Origin of the sequence: Paenibacillus sp. FSL L8-0663, assembly GCF_038008125.1 — a bacterium.
Lineage (GTDB): Bacteria > Bacillota > Bacilli > Paenibacillales > Paenibacillaceae > Paenibacillus > Paenibacillus polymyxa_D.
On the sequence record NZ_JBBOYM010000001.1, the window covers coordinates 5,061,854 to 5,080,241 of the forward strand.

Genomic DNA, 18,388 nt, shown 5'->3' on the forward strand with positions numbered 1-18,388 from the left:
TATTCAGGAGGACTGTGCCGGGGTATCATCCAAGTCGTGCATATCGGTCAGACCATGTGTCGTCTTTTCCCAATAGAACGGCTTGGTAATGAGCTGCCAAGCTGCTTTCACCGCAGCTATACTCATTAGTACCCAATATAACGGCGAGAGTAGCCCATATTTGACCATCGCGTATGAAAATGTTCGTTCACCGCGCTCTTCCAGTTCCCCGATGACCCAATACATTCCGGCCACGTTACTGAATACGAACAGAAAGTTACCGATATAAAATTCCGCGCTGGCCAGGTAATACACATATCCCGGGAACAGCTTGGGAATAAAGGACAATTCCCAGCCAAACCATAAAATAAGCAATCCCCAAAAAATCGGATTCAGCAACGGCAACATTGGAGTTGCCAAAATCATCACCTGAAAGCCGAAAAAACCTTTCCAGCCCACTTCGCGCACCAGCTTCACCGGATTGCGCATATGAACCAGCCACGTCTGCATATACCCCTTGATCCAGCGCGACCGCTGACGAATCCAGTTGCCCACGCGGCTGTTAGCTTCCTCCCATGTACGGGAATCGACAATAGCAGTTTTGTAGCCGCCTTTATACAGACGTATGCCCAGATCGGCATCCTCGGTTACATTATAGGGGTCCCACGCATTAATATCTTTCAATACAGATACCCGAAAATGATTGGATGTGCCACCTAAAGGAATTGGGGTATCTAACTGCATAATACCCGGCAGCAGTAGCTCGAACCACATACTGTATTCTTGAGTGAACCAGCGGGTCAGCAAATTTTGTGTACTATTAAAATAGTTGAGCTTCGCCTGAATACACGCATAATGCTCAGGGAGTGAATCGAACGCTGCAATGACCTTTTTAAGCTGATCAGCGTCAGGACGATCCTCAGCATCGTAAATCACGACAAACTCGCCACGTGCCCGAATAAGTCCATAATTACATGCCTTCGGCTTGGTTTTCGGCAAACCGTCTGGAACGACCAGTGTCGTGTAATAGGCCGGCAGCTTCATTTCCCGAAGTAGCTCAATCGTCTCAATGTCATCCTCTTCAATCAGCAGCCGCACGTCCAGCTTGGACTTGGGATAATCCAGCTGCTCCAAATTTCGCAACAACATCGGAAGCACGCCCGCTTCCTTATACATAGGTACAAGAATGGTATAGATCGGCAGTTTCTTTTCATCCATGGCGTCAACCTCTTCCTTCGTAAAACGAAGCTGCGCCCCACGCCGGGAACCAAGATAAATAATGCCAAATTTAAATAGCGTCATCGCAAAATAAAACAGCTGAATCATCATATTGATGATCAACACCGTTTTCCAACTGTTCCAGAAGAGACCGAGCAGTGTAATCATACCCATGGCTGCGAACACCCAAAGTTGTCCCTTTGTAAAAGTCGTCCGCGCCGAATTGTGCGGTTCTTTTTCCAACAGCCCGGTCGTGCTCTCCTGCATCATTTCTTCACCGTAGATTTTACCCCAGAGCTGCTCCATCTCTTCCTTCGTAGCAAGCACCTGCTCTACCGGCATACCCAGAATTCCCTCCAGCTTCAAGCGTCGCTCTTCTGGCAGCGGATCGCTGACCGCCACAATATATCGGTTCATATATTGATGGATAACGACCACGCCATAAGCCATTGCCACTTGCTCGGGTAGTTTGTACGCCGCATCCAGCGCGAGTTCCTCACCAATACGCCCGATCCGGTTCTGTGTAGCAATCGCGCGGTACAAATCCGCAGGTTCCAGCATTTGCAATGACAGCAAGATGTCGCCCAGCAGCCCGCCGCTCTTCGCCTGGAACTCCAGTGCGCGTTCCAGTTGTTCCGGCAATATATAACCGGAACGAACCAGCATATCGCCTAGGCGCTCCTTGGACTCGTCGCCGCCAACCTGTTCCTGTAGCTGCTCGGCTGTAATGAAGCCCATTTCTACAAGAATATCGCCCAGCCTACCACCGTAGCGCTTCTGGTTGCGGATGGCATCTGTCAGCTGATCGCGGGTGATCATCCCGTTCTCCACCAGTTGATCCCCCAGACGGGCCTTGCCGTTTCGGCCGCTCCGCGTTCCTGTTGCTGCCTCTTCGCCTTCCGTACCAGGGATACTGGAAGCAGTGACCATAGCAGCTCCTGCTGCTGTCTGTTCCTGGCCAGATGCATATTGGACTTGAGCCTCCTGCGCCTGTCCATCCTGTATCCCTTCATCCAGCAATTGTTCCACAGCTGCTGCTGTATCATTGGCGTTCCGTATAGCCTCGATACGAAGTTCTGTATCCTGAAGTCGCCGTTCCAACTCTTCGATATGAAAATCAAGCTTGTACAGCACCGGAGCCTGCTCTGCCCGCTGAGCCTCTAGCTGTTGTTGCAGTTGTTCGATTCGCTGACGCTCTTCTTTTATTCTTCTCTTGGTTTGGCGAATTGAAACTCCTCCAACCTGCCACCTAAGCTTGTCACCCATGAATTCCCGCCCTTTCAATCCAGCGCCGCTCTTCCGCAAGCGCATCTGCAAGCAGCTGCTTTAACTCCGCATCCCGCTGCTTTTTTCGTTCCAGCGCCGCGTGAAAAAGTTCCCGCTCCTCGCGCAGTAACTCCTCCGCTTGTATCCGTTCCTCATGCAATGAAGATATCAGTTGATCGGCTTCAGAAGCGCGATAACCGATCCAAGCGCTCTTTAACTGACGCGCCGTCCTTTTAGTTCTCATAATACCTCCCTGAATCATCCCGACTCTGCCTTTTGCTACGTCACTACTTTAAAGCATATACATGCCGTTCTCCCAAAACCAGGACATACCTCTGTTCTCATTCAAGCCCTTCATTTACACATTTATGAAATTCACTTGACCAAAAGAGCCCCTAGTAACTTGACATTTATTTATTGAATATAGTTCTTGTCCTATTGAATTGGTAATTCAATGAAAAACTTAGTGCTATTCTACCATAATCACCGTAGACGTAGTATACAAAAATGTAAATTCTAGAAACTTTCACACTAGTGTAGTAATAGGTATTTGGAACTATGAATTAATGCCCCAAAAAGCACAAAAGACACCGCGAACGGTGCCTTAGAATCTTTGATTGCTAATTCCTTAAAATTTGATTTTACACAGCATCCCGCTGCTATGCAAGAGAATAATATCTTTCTTTACTGATTATTTTTTTTGCTTGTGCCCTTCAAACCATGTTGATGTATTCGCCAGGAGCTGTTCACTGCGCCCAATGGCTGCCTGTACCTGACCGGTAGCGGTTCCACCATATACATTCCGTGCATTCACTACCGCTTCCGGTTGAAGTACCTCATAGATACGCTCATCAAACAAATCCGAAAACTGCTGAAATTCGTCCAGTGTCAGATCAAGCAAATATTTTCCATGCTGGATGCAATACAGTACGGTTTTGCCAATGACCTCATGCGCCTGACGGAACGGAAGCCCTTTGCCGACCAAGAAGTCCGCAATATCCGTTGCATTGGAGAAGTCCTGGTTGACCGCTTGACGCATGCGATCCTTGTTCACCTTCATCGTGGCGATCATCGGTGCGAACAGTTGCAAGGCTCCTTCCAGCGTGGCAACGGTATCGAACATCCCTTCCTTGTCCTCCTGCATATCCTTGTTGTATGCCAGCGGCAAGGATTTCAGTACAGTCAACAAGCCCACGAGGTTTCCATAGACACGTCCGGTTTTACCACGTACCAGCTCCGGTACGTCCGGGTTTTTCTTCTGCGGCATAATGCTGCTGCCTGTACAAAAAGCATCATCCAGCTCGACAAAACCAAACTCCGTGCTGCTCCATAGCACCAATTCTTCGCTCAGACGAGACAAATGCGTCATAATCAGCGAGGCGCCAGCCAGGAACTCTACGATAAAATCCCGATCGCTGACGGCATCGAGGCTATTTTCATATACGCCATCAAATCCCAGTTGCTCGGCTACAAAATGACGGTCGATCGGAAAAGTGGTCCCGGCCAAAGCACCCGCGCCAAGCGGCAACACGTTAATCCGCTTGTAGCTGTCTTTGAGTCGGTCAATATCACGCTCCAGCATAGACACATACGCCAGCAGATGATGTGCAAATAAAATAGGCTGCGCACGCTGCAAGTGTGTGTATCCAGGTACAATCGTGTCCAGATTATCCTTTGCTTGGCCGATTAATGCAGCTTGTACATCATGCAGCATACCCACCAGCGATACCACACGTCCACGCAAATACAAGTGCATATCCGTTGCTACCTGATCGTTACGGCTACGCCCAGTGTGTAGTTTACCCCCCACTGGACCAATAGCCTCGATTAGATTTTTTTCGATATTCATGTGAATATCCTCATCCGAAACGGAAAATTCAATTTCCCCACGGCGGATACGCTCCAGAACGGTGTGCAGTCCTTCCTTGATCGTGTCTGCATCCTCCTGCGGAATAATTCCACATTTTCCTAGCATGGCCACATGAGCCAAACTGCCTTGAATATCTTCTTCCGCCAACGCCTGATCAAACCCGATAGAAGCCGTATATTCCTCTACCAGCTTGTTCGTTTGCTTCGTAAACCGTCCGCCCCATAGCTTACTCATTGCATGATCCCCTCTCTGCAATACAAGCCGCCCTCGTCGTTTGGACAAGAACGGCCCGCATCCCGTACATTTTTTAGGTTACATCATTATTTATGATTTTGTGTTACACCCGCATTGACCTTCAAACGCAGAGCATTCAAGCGGATAAAGCCTGTTGCATCGCCTTGATCGTAGGCTTGTGTCGGATCGGCTTCCATGGTCGCAATGTCCGGGTTGTACAAGCTAACCGGACTTTTAACGCCTGCGCCGATAATGTTGCCTTTGTACAGCTTCACACGCACGGTACCACTGACATTTTTCTGACTCTCATGAACCAGAGCCTGCAAAGCGACACGTTCCGGTGCGAACCAGAAACCGTTGTAAACCAAGGTAGCATAACGGGTAATCAGACTATCACGCAGATTCATAACCTCGCGATCCATCGTGATGGATTCCATTTTGCGGTGAGCTGTGAACAGGATCGTACCGCCCGGCGTCTCATAGACTCCCCGACTTTTCATACCAACAAAACGGTTTTCCACCATATCCACGCGTCCGATACCATGCTTGCCGCCGAGCTCATTCAGTTTTTCCATCACTTGCAATGGACTAAGCTGTTCTCCGTTCAAAGCGATGCAGTTACCTGCTTCAAATTCCAACTCCAAATATTCTGCTTCATCAGGAGCGTCCTCAGGCGCGTTACTGAGCAAGAACATTTCTTTATTTTCAGGAGCACTTGGATCAAACCAAGGGTCCTCCAGCACGCCGCTTTCATAGCTGATATGCAGCAGATTACGGTCCATGGAGTATGGCTTGGCTGCAGAAGCAGTTACCGGAATGTCGTGTTTTTCCGCATAGGCAATCATTTCTGCACGGCCCGGGAACTGATTGCGGAACTCTTCCAGCCGCCAAGGTGCAATCACCTTGATATCCGGCGTCAACGCCGCCGCGTTCAGCTCGAAGCGTACCTGATCGTTACCTTTGCCTGTTGCCCCGTGAGCAATGGCTGTTGCTCCCTCGGCAATCGCAATATCGACCATCCGCTTAGCGATCAATGGACGTGCAATACTCGTTCCGAGCAAATATTGTCCTTCATATAAAGCACCCGCCTGAAACATCGGATAGATAAAATCCTTGGCGAATTCATCACGCAGATCATCAATGTACACTTTGGAAGCCCCTGTAGCGAGTGCTTTTTCCTCCAAACCGTCCAGTTCTTCTTTTTGACCAATATCTGCGGTGAAAGCGATGATTTCAGCATCATAAGTTTCTTTGAGCCATTTCAGAATAACCGACGTATCCAGACCGCCGGAATATGCGAGTACGATTTTTTCTTTTGCCATTGTTAAAGTCCTCCCCGAATGCTTCTAGCCCTTATCTTCTTTACCTATCAATACCTATCAATCTTATGCCATTAAAGCAACTAACAGCGCTTTTTGCGCATGCAGACGATTCTCCGCTTCATCAAAGATGACCGAATTCGGACCATCGATTACGCCTGCACTCACTTCTTCCCCACGATGCGCAGGGAGACAATGCAGGAATAAATAATCCGGCTTTGCCAGCTTAACCAGCTCCTCATTCACCTGAAAGTCGGCAAAAGCAAGCTCCCGCTCCTTCTGCTCTTCCTCAAATCCCATGCTCGCCCACACATCTGTGTAGATCGCATCCGCATCTTGTACTGCTTCCTGCGGACTTTGGGTTATAACGATCTCACTACCTGTCTGTTTGGCAATTTCACGGGAAGCTGCGACCACACTCGGGTCAGGCTCGTATCCAGCTGGACTTGCAATCGACACATGCACTCCAAGCTTCGCCCCCCCAATCAAGAGAGAATGAGCCATATTGTTACCGTCTCCGATGTAAGCCAATTTGAGCCCTTTTAGCTCACCCTTTTGCTCATACAAGGTTTGATAATCTGCTAGCACTTGGCACGGATGCGCCAAATCACTCAATCCATTGATCACAGGAATGGACGCATAACGTGCCAACTCTACCACATTATCGTGTCCAAAGGTACGAATCATAATGCCATCCAGATAACGTGACATGACTTGGGCCATGTCGCTAATCGGTTCGCCGCGTCCCAGTTGAATGTCATTTTTGCTGAGGAAAAGGGCATGCCCACCCAATTGATACATACCGACTTCGAAAGATACCCGTGTGCGGGTAGAGGATTTCTCGAAAATCAGTCCGAGCGTTTTCCCTTTTAGCGGCTGATAGGTTTCCCCGTTTTTATGCTTACGCTTAATTTCAACAGCGAGATCAATTAAATACTGGATTTCCTCTGGCGAGTAATCGTCCAGCTCCAGGAAGTCCCGTCCTTTCAAATTCATCTGCTGCAGTGCGCCGCCCTGGCTCATGCTATCGTCTCCTTTTACACTCTAGTCTGGGATGATTTGATCTTTACACTAAGCCACATGCTCCCGAATCAATTCAGCAATCCATGTTACAGCCTGATCTATTTCGTTTTTCGTTACATACAAGTTAGGCAACAGGCGAATCACATTCGGTCCTGCTGTAATGAACAGAATGCCCTTCTTCTGTCCTGCCAAAACAAGCTCCGCTACCGGCTCTGCACACTCAATGCCGACCATCAAACCTTTTCCACGGATATCCTTTACAAAAGGACTATCTCCAAGCTGCTTTTGCAGGCTATGGAAGAGGTAATCTCCCATCTCTGCTGCACGTTCTGGCAGCTTGTCATCAATAATCGTTTCAATAGTAGCTTGAACCGCCGCCATAGCAAGTGGCGTACCTCCAAAGGTAGAACCATGACTGCCCGCTGTGAACGCTTCACGCAAATATCCTTTGCCTAGCATCGCACCCACAGAGAAACCACTGCCCAGTCCTTTCGCCAATGTAAAGATATCTGGCTCTATACCATAATGCTCAAAGGAAAACAGCTTGCCCGTCCGTCCCATACCTGTTTGCACTTCGTCAATGATCAGCAGCAAACCATGCTCGCGGCATAGCTTGGTGATCACGTCTACGAAAGCAGGGTCTACCGGATACATGCCGCCTTCGGCCTGCACCATTTCCAGCATAATTGCCGCCGTATTCTCACTGATGGCTGCTTCAAGCGCCGTCTGATCATGAAGCGGAACGCTTTTGAATCCGGCGGGAAGCGGTAAAAAGCCTTCTTTCACTTTGTCCTGACCCGTAGCGGTCAAGGTTGCCAGCGTCCGTCCGTGAAAGGATTGCGTGAACGTAATGATTTCGTAGCGACCGGTCTGCTTTACCTTCTGGTGGTAACGACGCGCCAGCTTAATTGCAGCTTCGTTCGCTTCGGCCCCGCTGTTGCAGAAGAACACGGCATCTGCGCTGCTATGGGCTGTCAGCAAGGCAGCTGCCCGTTCCTGCCCCGGTATATGAAACAGATTGGATACATGCCACAATTCATCGATCTGTTTTTTCAATCGTTCAGCTACTGCTTGAGGCGCATGGCCGAGATTGGTAACGGCAATGCCTGACATGAAATCCAGATAACGCTTGCCCTGATCGTCCCACAGCCAGCTTCCTTGTCCTTTCACCAGTGTAAGCGGGTATCTTGCGTAGTTTGGAAAAAGAGAGCTATTTGTCTGCGTTTTTGCCGGCTCCATTTCCGCTTGCACTCCACTTCCATCCGTACTTGGCATTTCCTTGCTCACCAGCGTATTCGGTTCCTTACTCATTATGTTCACGCTCCTTTATCGTTTGGTTATATAGGTCGAGCTATATATATTACAATTACTGCATACGCACGATGCGTGTTCCAATCGATTCTCCGCCTAGCACACGACTTAGTACCTGCGGTTCGCTACCGTTCACAATGACGACTTCCTTCACTTTGCCGTGGATACAGGCAATAGCCGCTCTCACTTTCGGGATCATACCCCCATATATTTCACCTGTGCTAATCATATCCTCAATTTCCTGTACGGTGATAGAGTCCAGCACTTTCTTTTCTCCGCCATACTTCTTCAATATGCCTGGTACATCTGTAACGACGATCATCCGACTGACCCCCAGATGAGAGGCTACCGCACCCGCCGCTGTATCCGCATTAATGTTGTAACGCTGACCAGATCGATCAATCCCGATGGGGGCAATAACAGGCATATAGTCCATATCCAGGACACCTGTAATAATCGAGGCTTGAACAGATGTTACCTCTCCGACCCAACCGACCTCAGCAGCATTCGACACAGGCTTGGCTTCGATTAAATAACCATCACTACCTGACAACCCCAACGCTCGGCCCCCATGCAGTCCTATTCTACGTACAATCTGCTTGTTAATGCTACCCGCCAGTACCATCTCCACGACATCCAGCACGGGTTCGGTCGTTTTGCGTAATCCATGAATGAACTCTGTTTCGATCCCCAGCTTCGCCAAGTTGTCGGAGATCGCAGGGCCACCGCCATGTACAATGACAGGTTGAAGACCTTCCGACTGCAAACGCGCCAAATCTTCAAAAAAGGAATCAGGTAACGCAGCCAGCGTACTTCCTCCGCATTTCATCACAAAATTACGACGTGCCACTCCCGCATGATTCGCTTGATCCGCGTGTTCCACTGCCGATTGCATATCATCTCTCCTTTTCTTCTCCGCATATCCGTGCAATTTTTAAATGATGCTGGACTTATATCCGCTCTTTGCTTCTATTAACTACTATCCTTATTCAATCCGTATTTTATTCGGGTATCTATGTCCGATAAGCTGCGTTAATCCGCACATAATCATAGGTTAGGTCACAGCCCCATGCTGTAGCGGTTCCGTCTCCGTGATGCAAATCAACAATAATTTGCACCGTATCTCCCCGCAAATAGGCTAGCGCCTCTTCTTCATCAAAAGCAACCGGACTTGATTGGCTTAGCACAACAATATCACCCAAGCGAATATCTACCGTTTCTGGATTAACTGGCTCTCCAGCACGCCCTACGGCCGCAATAATCCGTCCCCAATTCGCATCTGCTCCGAAGACGGCTGACTTGACCAGACTAGACCCAACCACCGTCTTGGCTATCGCTTGAGCGGACGCATCGCTTACCGCTCCGCTTACAGACACCTCTACTAGCTTCGTAGCACCCTCTCCATCGCGAGCAATTGCCTTCGCCAGTTCTCGGCAGATATAGGTGAACGCCTCGGCAAAAGCGTCCCAATCGGGATGCCCTACGTGCAGTTCACGGTTGCCAGCCAGCCCACTTGCCATAGCAATCAGCATATCGTTCGTGCTCGTATCCCCATCCACCGTAATCATATTAAAGCTGGTATCCGTTGCCTGCTTTAATAGTTGATGAAGCGCCGTCTGTCCGATTACTGCATCACAGGTCATAAAAGCGAGCATCGTTGCCATATTCGGATGTATCATGCCCGATCCCTTGGCCGCCCCGGCGATGTGCACGGTCACACCGTCCACTTCAACCGCCACACATGCTTCCTTTTTAACCAAGTCCGTTGTCAGAATGGCTTGGGTAAATTGCTCTGCTCCATCGTTTGCCCCGTTCATACGGTCAGGTAAGGAGGATATACCTTCAAGCACACAATCCATTTTCAAATGCTCGCCGATCACGCCTGTCGAGGCGACGGCTACATTGCTCTCAGCAACACCCAGTTCATGAGCCGCAGCCGAACGCATAGCGTAGGCATCCTGCTCTCCTTGTTGTCCCGTGCAGGCATTAGCGTTTCCGCTGTTCACCACTACTGCCTGCAATCGACCATCTGCCAAGCTCTCGCGGGTCACCTTCAGCGGTGCAGCCTGAAACACATTGGTGGTGTACACCGCAGCAGCTGTCGCTTCTACCTCACAACGAATCGCGCCCATATCGTTGCGGTTCGAATTTTTTAGCCCGCAGTGTAATCCTCCGGCTGTAAAACCACGCGGAGTTACGATGTTACCCCCGTTTACTACTGTAAACTCTACTTTGCCCATAATTATGTGCCCTCGTTCGCAACATATTCGATGAATGACAGCTGTTTGTATTCCAAATTCCCGCTCGCTGCCGTTATCCGTATCCATGTTGCAGTTACTTGCTACTTACGGATATACCGGTATGAAGCCTAGCCCGAGGTTCTCCTCCCATCCCATCATCAAATTTAAATTCTGAATCGCCTGCCCAGCGGCACCCTTCACAACATTATCAATGACAGAAATAATCGTAAGACGCCCGGTTCGGGCATCTGCTGCAAAACCAATGTCACAGTAATTCGAACCCATTACTTCCTTCGTTGCTGGCCATATACCTTCGCCACGTACACGGACAAAAGGATGGCCTTTATAATAATCCCGGTATAACCCGATAAGATCTTGATCTGTATGCTCACCCTTCAGCGTGACATAAATCGTACTCATAATTCCTCGGGTCATAGGAACAAGTTGTGTTGTAAACGTAATCGTAACGTCCTCGCCCGCAATATCGCCCAGTACCTGTTCGATCTCAGGGATGTGCTGGTGCTTATTCACCTTATAAGCCTTAAAATTCTCGTTCATTTCCGCATAGTGCGAAACGAGGCTTGTTCCCCTACCCGAGCCGGATACACCGGATTTGGCATCCACAATCAGCGACCGATGGTCGATCCAATCCGCTTTCAGCGCAGGAATAATCCCCAGTAATGTTGCAGTCGGATAACAGCCTGGATTTGAAATAAAAGAAACGCCCGCCAGCTTTTCTGCATACACCTCACTGAGTCCGTATACCGCTTGCTTGAGATATTCGGGTGAAGCTGCAGGCTTTTTATACCATGCTTCATACGTTTCCCCGCTTCGAAGCCTGAAGTCCCCGGAAAGATCAATGACCTTCAGTCCGACATCAAGAAGCTGCGGCACTAACTTGGTACTAACGCCCGATGGCGTAGCAGTGAAAACCAGATCGGCCTTAGCAGCAATTTCGTGGACTTCGACACCGTCCAAATCCTGCACCACAATGTCCGTCAGATGTGGAAATCCGTCACTGATTGGGACACCCGTGCTGGACGAAGAAATAACAGATACAATCTCTACTTGCGGATGATGAACCAAAAAACGAATCAGCTCCACCCCGCCATACCCGGTGGAACCGACAATTGCCACTTTTAACTTGCTGCTCACAGACCTTCCTCCATTCCGTTCGTATGAAATATGTATTATTATACGACTCTATTTATATAAATACAACACCTCATGTCATGTTATTCCCCCTAATTTAAAATATGCGCTCTTGTCTATTCTTTTGACCGACAAGCTATACGAGCTATAATAAAGTAAATAAAAAAATAGACAGCGAACTTCTTGAATACAGCTTGCCACTTTGCATAAAGAATAAGGGGGATATTCCCTTTACATGATCTCACTTATTGGAGTTCATCTCGATTGGTCATTTGCTGCACTTTATGGACTTGTTGAACATGAAGGGAGTACATGTAGCACTACATACAAGAGGAAATCACATGCACTGCATCTAGTGAATCTGCTCAGAGGAACCGCTGAAGCGGATAATTGGGGTCGAAAATAAACCTATACGTTAGGGGTGTTACACATCGAAACATATACAGCGAATATCGTTATAGATGCAAAAGCAAAGTTAGGCGAGGGTCCCAGCTGGGATCAGCGGTTTCAACGTTTATTTTGGGTCGATATTAAAGGCTTTCAATTGCATATCTACGATCCTTCTACATGCACAGATCGTACAATAAATGTTGGTGAACATATTGGTGCAGTTGTACCTTATCTCAAAAATAAAGTGATCGTAGCGCTGATTAGCGGTCTATATTGTTTAGATATTGAGACAGGGGCCAAAGTATTAATTCATGATCCTGAGGAAGGTAGACTAGGTAATCGTTTTAATGATGGAAAATGCGATCCTGCCGGACGTTTTTTAGCAGGAACCATGAGTCTAAATGGCGAACATGCGCAAGGAGCATTGTATAGTCTGAACACAAAAGGCAAGGTCTCCTTACTGGTTGGTAAAGCTTCCATATCTAATGGATTAGCCTGGAGCGCAGATCATCGTACAATGTATTACATTGATACTCCAACATTGGAGGTGGTCTCCTTCGATTACGATGTGGTGCAAGGCACTATTAAGGATAAGCAACTGGTGGCTAGATTGGATGAATGTGAAGGGTATCCAGATGGCATGACCATCGATGCAGAGGGCATGTTGTGGATCGCGAGATGGGGTGGTAAACGTGTCTCCCGTATCCATCCTGCTCATGGAGAAGTGATTGCTGAGGTGTCGCTTCCCGTCAATTGTGTGACTTCGTGCGCTTTTGGCGGTGAACATCTGGATGAGTTATATATTACAACTGCTCAAGATGACGACAGTGCCGATCAACCCTTAGCAGGCGGTCTATTTATGGTCAAAACAGGGGTGAAAGGAACGCCAACCTCGTATTTTAATCAAGGACAACCTGCAAATTGGCTTGAACGATTAGTAAAATGAATCTAGTAAAGCCATACTGAAGAGAGAAGAGCCTACTATATTAGTGGGCTCTCCTGCATGGATTCAGTTAAGAGCATGCCTCAGACAGGCCCCTTTGTTTCAGCTTTCCCTCTTAAACCCTTCACCCAATACCTCACGAGTATTACTAATAATCACAAAAGCCTCCGGGTCTACCAAACGGACGAGCGTTTTAAGGCGAGTTACCTCGTTTTGTCCGACTACAACCATAAGCACAGGACGTTCTTCGTTCGTGTAACCGCCCCGTCCCGCCAGTTCTGTCAATCCTCGGTCCAGATCCTGCAAAATAGCCTGCGTGATCGTTTCTTTCTGATTCGATATGATGTAAGCCACTTTGGAGTAGCTCAGTCCCATTTCCACGGCATCAATGACCTTGCCCGTTACAAACAAGCCGATCAACGCATACAGCGCCCGTTCCGGCGAGAGGGCGAAACCAGCCAGTGTAATCACTGTGCCATCCATCAACATGACACAGAGAGAAAGACTAAACCCCGTATACTTTTGAATAATCTGCGCCAAAATAGCCAGTCCACCCGTCGAGCCCCTGCCCCGAAACACGGTACCCAAACCCAACCCTACTCCGATTCCACCATATAGCGAAGCCAGCAACGGATTTGTTGTCGGAACTGCCCAGTCCTTCGTCACATAAACGAATAGTGGCAGCATAATACTTCCCAGCAGAGAACGCAAACCGTATTTTTTCCCTAACAGCAGGACCCCTGCTATAAATAACGGAATATTCATTCCCCACTGCGTATAGGCTGGTTCCAGGCCAAACAGCTCCTCGCCCAAGATAGACAAGCCCGATACCCCCCCGGATGCAATCCGGTTCGGGAGCAAGAACATGTTAAAGGTCAGCGCTGTAATGAAAGATCCGAGTATAATCAGTAAAATATCGGTCACGTTGCGTGCGGGTCCGCTGGCGGCAATCAGAGGCTTGCGTCGTCTTCGGCGAGCAGCGGGAGGATTTAATTGAGACATCATTCGTGTTCTCCTTTAGTTAAAAAATACCGTTACACAAAAATTCCTACAGTCTGCAGGCACATGGTCTGCGGACTGTAGGAAAACGTACAGGCTATTATTCTGCGTCCAGCTTAATTTGGCTGCGCAGGTAACCATCGATGAACGGATCGAGATCGCCATCCATGACAGCTCCTACGTTACCAGTCTCCACGCTAGTACGGTGATCCTTAACCATGCTGTATGGATGGAACACGTAGGAGCGAATTTGGCTGCCCCATGCAATATCGGACTGTTCTCCGCGGATTTCGTCCAAATGCTGACGCTGCTCTTCGATCTTACGCTCGTAGAGCTTGGAACGGAGCATCGTCATGGCACGCTCTCGGTTCTTGATCTGGGAACGTTCATTCTGACAGGTCACGACAATACCGGAAGGTAAATGCGTAATCCGAACGGCTGAATCAGTCGTATTAATATGCTGACCGCCCGCACCACTGGCCCGGTACGTATCAATTTTAAGATCTTCCGTGCGGATTTCAACGTCCACATCATCCGCAATTTCAGGCACCACATCACAGGATACGAACGATGTATGTCGACGGCCGGAGGAATCAAATGGAGAGATACGAACAAGCCGATGCACGCCTTTCTCTGCTTTCAAATAGCCGTAGGCATTGTAACCTTTGATCAAAAGGGTTACGCTCTTAATCCCTGCTTCATCACCCGCTAGATAATCCAGGGTTTCTACCTTAAAGCCCCGTTTTTCTGCCCAGCGTGTATACATCCGTAGCAACATTTGTCCCCAGTCTTGGGACTCAGTTCCACCTGCTCCCGGATGCAACTCCAGAATGGCATTAAGTTTGTCATACGGCTGATTCAAAAGCAATTGCAATTCAAACTCCTGAAGCTTACTCAGCAGAGAAGTGACACTGTTCTCGATCTCTCCAGCCAGTGTTTCATCGCCCTCCTCATCAGCCAGCTCAGCCATCATACCAGCGTCTTCATATTCCTGACGAAGCTGTTCATAGCTGTCTACTGATGACTTAACAGCGTTCATTTCTGCAATTACACCTTGAGCCTTATCATTATCATCCCAAAAGTCAGGTGCAGCCATCTTTACTTCAAAGTTTGCGATCATTTCCTGTTTGAGATCTAAGTCAAAGAGACCCCCTAAGGTTTGTTAGTTTCTTGCCTATTTCTCGCAAATCATGCTTTACACTTGGATCAATCATGATGTCATTCTCCTTTTAATATATGGTTAGGGGGAGTGGAGCGTTGTGAGTTACGGCTGGGTGAGGAGACGCTGCGCGAATGATTTGATCTTACGAACGCTGACGCTTCTCCAGATTCAAATCCTCCGCTTCGCTACCGACCGCCGTAAACGCCGTAAAGTCAAACTGCTTTTTAAATAACTGGCTCTGGTTATGTGAGCCAGATTAACTGCTGAATTAACTGACAAACAAGCAGATACCTGCTTGCTTGTCATAATTGTTTTAAAAGAATTGAGAGCAATCTAGCCATTCATCAATATTCAAACTGACCCTCAAACAGAAGAGCTATAAATTGAACACATCAGTCTCACCCCTGTATGGCACAAAATGGCCGACGGTCAGTGGTTGAACTGCCGCCTGCCATTATATGCACTGCAGGGAATAGTGTATCTCAAGATTTCTCCCTTAATTTCAATCCGTTATTTTCTACGCGGACGCGAAGGAGCGGATTTCTTTTTAGGAGCCGCGGGTTCACCACTCGTCGAGATTTTGTCTTCGTCGATGACAGCTTGACGCTCTTGATTGGATTCAATTTGTGCTTTCATGATGTATGTCGCTACTTCCTCTTGGATGCTAGCAATCATAGCATGGAACATTTCGAAGCCTTCAAATTGATACTCGCGCAGCGGATCGGTACCGCCGTAAGCACGCAAGTGAATACCTTGACGCAATTGATCCATAGCATCAATATGGTCCATCCATTTGCTATCGACTGCACGCAGTACGATAACTTTCTCGAACTCGCGTACCATATCTTCGCCAATCATTTCTTCACGGCTGTGGTATCTGTTGGTAACTTTCTCGAAGATCATATCCACGATCTCCTCTTTTTCCTTGCCCCACAGGTCGTCACGTGTAAGTGTATTTTCCTCAAGCAGGTTGTTGTTCACATACTCTGCTACTTCTTCAAGTTCCCAGTTTTCAGGAATGTCATCACCGCAATGAGCTTCCACCACACGTTCAATGACAGGCTTGATCATGTCAAACACAATTTCCTTGATGTTTTCTGATTCCAGCACCTCACGGCGTTGCTTGTAAATAATAGCACGCTGCTGGTTCATTACATCATCATACTGGAGAACGACTTTACGCTGATCAAAGTTGTTGCCTTCGACACGTTTTTGAGCTGATTCGATAGCACGTGTAATCATACGGCTCTCGATAGGTTGGTCTTCCTCGAAACCCAACCGCTCCATCATATTCAGTACATTGTCCGCACCAAAACGCTTCATTAACTCATCGCCCAGCGATAAGTAAAACTGTGTAGAGCCCGGATCACCCTGACGTCCTGCACGTCCGCGAAGCTGATTATCAATACGACGGGATTCATGGCGTTCTGTACCGATGATGTGCAAACCACCGAGTTCTGATACGCCTTCGCCCAGTACGATGTCAGTACCGCGTCCAGCCATGTTGGTAGCGATGGTAACTGCGCCAGCTTCACCTGCACGGGAAATAATCTCAGCTTCCTCAGCATGATACTTGGCGTTAAGCACTTTGTGACGAACGCCTTTGCGTTTCAGCATTTCAGAAAGAAGCTCCGAGTTTTCAATAGAAACCGTACCTACCAATATCGGTTGGTTCTTTTTATTGCGCTCCAGGATTTCATCTACCACTGCATGGAATTTGCCTTTTACGCTCTTGTATACAACATCAGGCATATCTACACGCTGGTTAGGCCGATTCGTTGGAATTTGGAGTACTTCCAGACCATATATTTTTTTAAATTCTTCTTCTTCTGTTTTCGCTGTACCCGTCATCCCCGCCAATTTGCGGTACATACGGAAATAGTTTTGGAATGTAATCGTCGCTAGCGTCATGCTTTCATTTTGTACAATGATGTTTTCCTTCGCTTCAATGGCTTGATGCAAACCATCACTATAACGGCGTCCAGCCATCAGACGACCTGTAAACTCATCGACAATCAGAACCTCACCGTCAGCTACGACATAATCCACATCCAAACGCATAATAGCATTAGCCTTCAATGCCTGTACAATGTGATGATTGATTGTAACACTTTCCTGGTCGTACAAGTTTTCGAGACCAAAGAAATTTTCAGCTTTGGATACGCCGTTTTCGGTCAAAGCAACCGACTTCACCTTAATATCTAGCGTGTAATCTTCTTCAACATTCAGGCTCTTCACAAAACGGTCGGCCGCGAAATACAGCTCTGTCGATTTCTGAGCTTGTCCTGAAATAATCAATGGTGTACGAGCTTCATCGACGAGAATGGAATCGACTTCATCAATGATACAGAAGTACAACGGACGTTGTACCATCTGCTCTTTGTAAAGCACCATATTATCGCGCAGATAATCGAACCCGAACTCATTGTTTGTACCGTACGTGATGTCACAAGCATACGCTTCCTGCTTGGCGGCATGATCCATGTTGGCCAAATTCAGCCCTACGGACATTCCCAGGAAGTTATAAATCTGTCCCATTTCTCCGCTGTCACGTTGCGCCAAATAGTCATTGACCGTAACCACGTGCACGCCTTTGCCCAACAGAGCATTCAAATAAACCGGCAGTGTTCCTACCAGTGTTTTACCTTCACCGGTTTTCATCTCGGCAATTTTACCTTCATGCAGCGCAATACCGCCGAGCATCTGTACGTCATAATGACGTTTACCCAGCACCCGCTTGGACGCTTCGCGAACCGTTGCAAAAGCTTCCGGCAAAATTTCTTCAGCCGTAGTCCCTTGTTCGACCCGAGCTTTAAATTCTGCCGTTTTCGCTTGCAACTCCTCATCCGAGAGCTTTTCGAAATCCGGCTCTATCTTATTGATCAGTTCAACCGTCTTCATTAAACGCTTAACATCACGTTCATTGGTATCTCCGAAGATTTTCTTAACAATTCCTAGCATGGTTTACCCCTTTCGCGCAAAACAATTAATAGAATCAATTTCACAATAAGAAAGGGTCCATGATGAAATTGATTCCCGATATGTTTGACAGGCCCGGCTGTACCAGCCCATCGTGCGATGTTCTTTGCATAAATTGTAACAGTTTGTAGGACATGCCGCAACACAAGCAGCCTCCAGATTTGCATCCGGTTAAAGATACCAAAACAATTGACGCACGAAATACACAACTTCGTTACACTTATCCAAGTTAAAATTTCCTTATATTTACAAAAAAAACATATAAAAGAGCCCTATCCCGCCAGGTTCGCAAGGATAAGGCTC

13 protein-coding genes are annotated in these 18,388 nt (G+C 47.9%); 1 reads left to right on the top strand and 12 read right to left on the bottom strand.

Translation table 11 applies throughout. The features are described 5' to 3' along the window. Positions 1-3: 3 nt before the first annotated feature. From MKY75_RS22405 to argC, 9 genes are all read right to left on the bottom strand, one after another. A complete protein-coding gene (locus MKY75_RS22405) occupies positions 4-2,463 on the bottom strand; it encodes a glycosyltransferase family 2 protein (RefSeq protein WP_340886553.1) in 2,460 nt (819 codons plus the stop codon). Then, entirely contained in the window at positions 2,456-2,707 is a 252-nt protein-coding gene (locus MKY75_RS22410) for a hypothetical protein (protein WP_029514559.1), read from the bottom strand. The genes MKY75_RS22405 and MKY75_RS22410 overlap by 8 nt, the downstream gene beginning before the upstream one ends. A gap of 447 nt (positions 2,708-3,154) precedes the next feature. Beyond that, positions 3,155-4,567 carry an argininosuccinate lyase gene (gene argH, locus MKY75_RS22415; RefSeq protein ID WP_340886555.1) on the bottom strand — a complete coding sequence of 471 codons (1,413 nt, stop codon included), beginning with the start codon at positions 4,565-4,567 and terminating at the stop codon, positions 3,155-3,157. A gap of 86 nt (positions 4,568-4,653) precedes the next feature. Further along, the gene (locus tag MKY75_RS22420) at positions 4,654-5,889 is read right to left on the bottom strand and encodes an argininosuccinate synthase (protein ID WP_069010680.1); all 1,236 of its coding nucleotides are present in this window, start codon (positions 5,887-5,889) and stop codon (positions 4,654-4,656) included. Positions 5,890-5,952: 63 nt separating this feature from the next. Further along, positions 5,953-6,909, bottom strand: coding sequence for an ornithine carbamoyltransferase (gene argF, locus MKY75_RS22425; protein WP_165146279.1), 957 nt, complete (start codon positions 6,907-6,909; stop codon positions 5,953-5,955). A gap of 48 nt (positions 6,910-6,957) precedes the next feature. Beyond that, positions 6,958-8,220: an acetylornithine transaminase gene (locus tag MKY75_RS22430; protein WP_340886558.1), complete on the bottom strand. Its 1,263-nt coding sequence runs from the start codon at positions 8,218-8,220 to the stop codon at positions 6,958-6,960. 55 nt (positions 8,221-8,275) lie between these two features. Beyond that, positions 8,276-9,115, bottom strand: a complete 840-nt coding sequence (gene argB, locus MKY75_RS22435) for an acetylglutamate kinase (RefSeq protein WP_029514564.1) — start codon at positions 9,113-9,115, stop codon at positions 8,276-8,278. Between the two features lie 118 nt (positions 9,116-9,233). Beyond that, the gene (argJ, locus tag MKY75_RS22440; protein WP_069010676.1) at positions 9,234-10,460 is read right to left on the bottom strand and encodes a bifunctional glutamate N-acetyltransferase/amino-acid acetyltransferase ArgJ; all 1,227 of its coding nucleotides are present in this window, start codon (positions 10,458-10,460) and stop codon (positions 9,234-9,236) included. Between the two features lie 105 nt (positions 10,461-10,565). Beyond that, a complete protein-coding gene (gene argC / locus MKY75_RS22445) occupies positions 10,566-11,615 on the bottom strand; it encodes an N-acetyl-gamma-glutamyl-phosphate reductase (protein ID WP_340886560.1) in 1,050 nt (349 codons plus the stop codon). Positions 11,616-12,033: 418 nt separating this feature from the next. Here argC and MKY75_RS22450 point away from each other — a divergent pair, with 418 nt between their 5' ends. Beyond that, positions 12,034-12,948, top strand: a complete 915-nt coding sequence (locus tag MKY75_RS22450) for an SMP-30/gluconolactonase/LRE family protein (protein WP_340886564.1) — start codon at positions 12,034-12,036, stop codon at positions 12,946-12,948. Between the two features lie 99 nt (positions 12,949-13,047). Here MKY75_RS22450 and MKY75_RS22455 read toward each other — a convergent pair whose 3' ends face one another. The 3 genes from MKY75_RS22455 to secA all read right to left on the bottom strand — a co-directional run bounded on the left by MKY75_RS22455 (position 13,048) and on the right by secA (position 18,067). After that, positions 13,048-13,947, bottom strand: a complete 900-nt coding sequence (locus tag MKY75_RS22455) for a YitT family protein (protein WP_340887117.1) — start codon at positions 13,945-13,947, stop codon at positions 13,048-13,050. 97 nt (positions 13,948-14,044) lie between these two features. Next, positions 14,045-15,158, bottom strand: a protein-coding gene (gene prfB / locus MKY75_RS22460; RefSeq protein ID WP_103047450.1) for a peptide chain release factor 2 whose coding sequence is annotated in 2 segments (ribosomal slippage) — positions 14,045-15,085 and positions 15,087-15,158 — 1,113 coding nt in all. Because the reading frame shifts where the segments join, the coding sequence is not laid out codon by codon here. A gap of 458 nt (positions 15,159-15,616) precedes the next feature. Next, positions 15,617-18,067, bottom strand: a complete 2,451-nt coding sequence (gene secA / locus MKY75_RS22465; protein WP_134903256.1) for a preprotein translocase subunit SecA — start codon at positions 18,065-18,067, stop codon at positions 15,617-15,619. Positions 18,068-18,388: the final 321 nt, after the last annotated feature.

Bases quoted from the DNA above. Each gene is read 5' to 3' on its own strand.
- MKY75_RS22405 (WP_340886553.1), bottom strand. From the start codon at position 2,463: ATGGGTGACAAGCTTAGGTGGCAGGTTGGAGGAGTTTCAATTCGCCAA.
- MKY75_RS22410 (WP_029514559.1), bottom strand. From the start codon at position 2,707: ATGAGAACTAAAAGGACGGCGCGTCAGTTAAAGAGCGCTTGGATCGGT.
- argH (WP_340886555.1), bottom strand. From the start codon at position 4,567: ATGAGTAAGCTATGGGGCGGACGGTTTACGAAGCAAACGAACAAGCTG.
- MKY75_RS22420 (WP_069010680.1), bottom strand. From the start codon at position 5,889: ATGGCAAAAGAAAAAATCGTACTCGCATATTCCGGCGGTCTGGATACG.
- argF (WP_165146279.1), bottom strand. From the start codon at position 6,909: ATGAGCCAGGGCGGCGCACTGCAGCAGATGAATTTGAAAGGACGGGAC.
- MKY75_RS22430 (WP_340886558.1), bottom strand. From the start codon at position 8,220: ATGAGTAAGGAACCGAATACGCTGGTGAGCAAGGAAATGCCAAGTACG.
- argB (WP_029514564.1), bottom strand. From the start codon at position 9,115: ATGCAATCGGCAGTGGAACACGCGGATCAAGCGAATCATGCGGGAGTG.
- argJ (WP_069010676.1), bottom strand. From the start codon at position 10,460: ATGGGCAAAGTAGAGTTTACAGTAGTAAACGGGGGTAACATCGTAACT.
- MKY75_RS22455 (WP_340887117.1), bottom strand. From the start codon at position 13,947: ATGTCTCAATTAAATCCTCCCGCTGCTCGCCGAAGACGACGCAAGCCT.
- secA (WP_134903256.1), bottom strand. From the start codon at position 18,067: ATGCTAGGAATTGTTAAGAAAATCTTCGGAGATACCAATGAACGTGAT.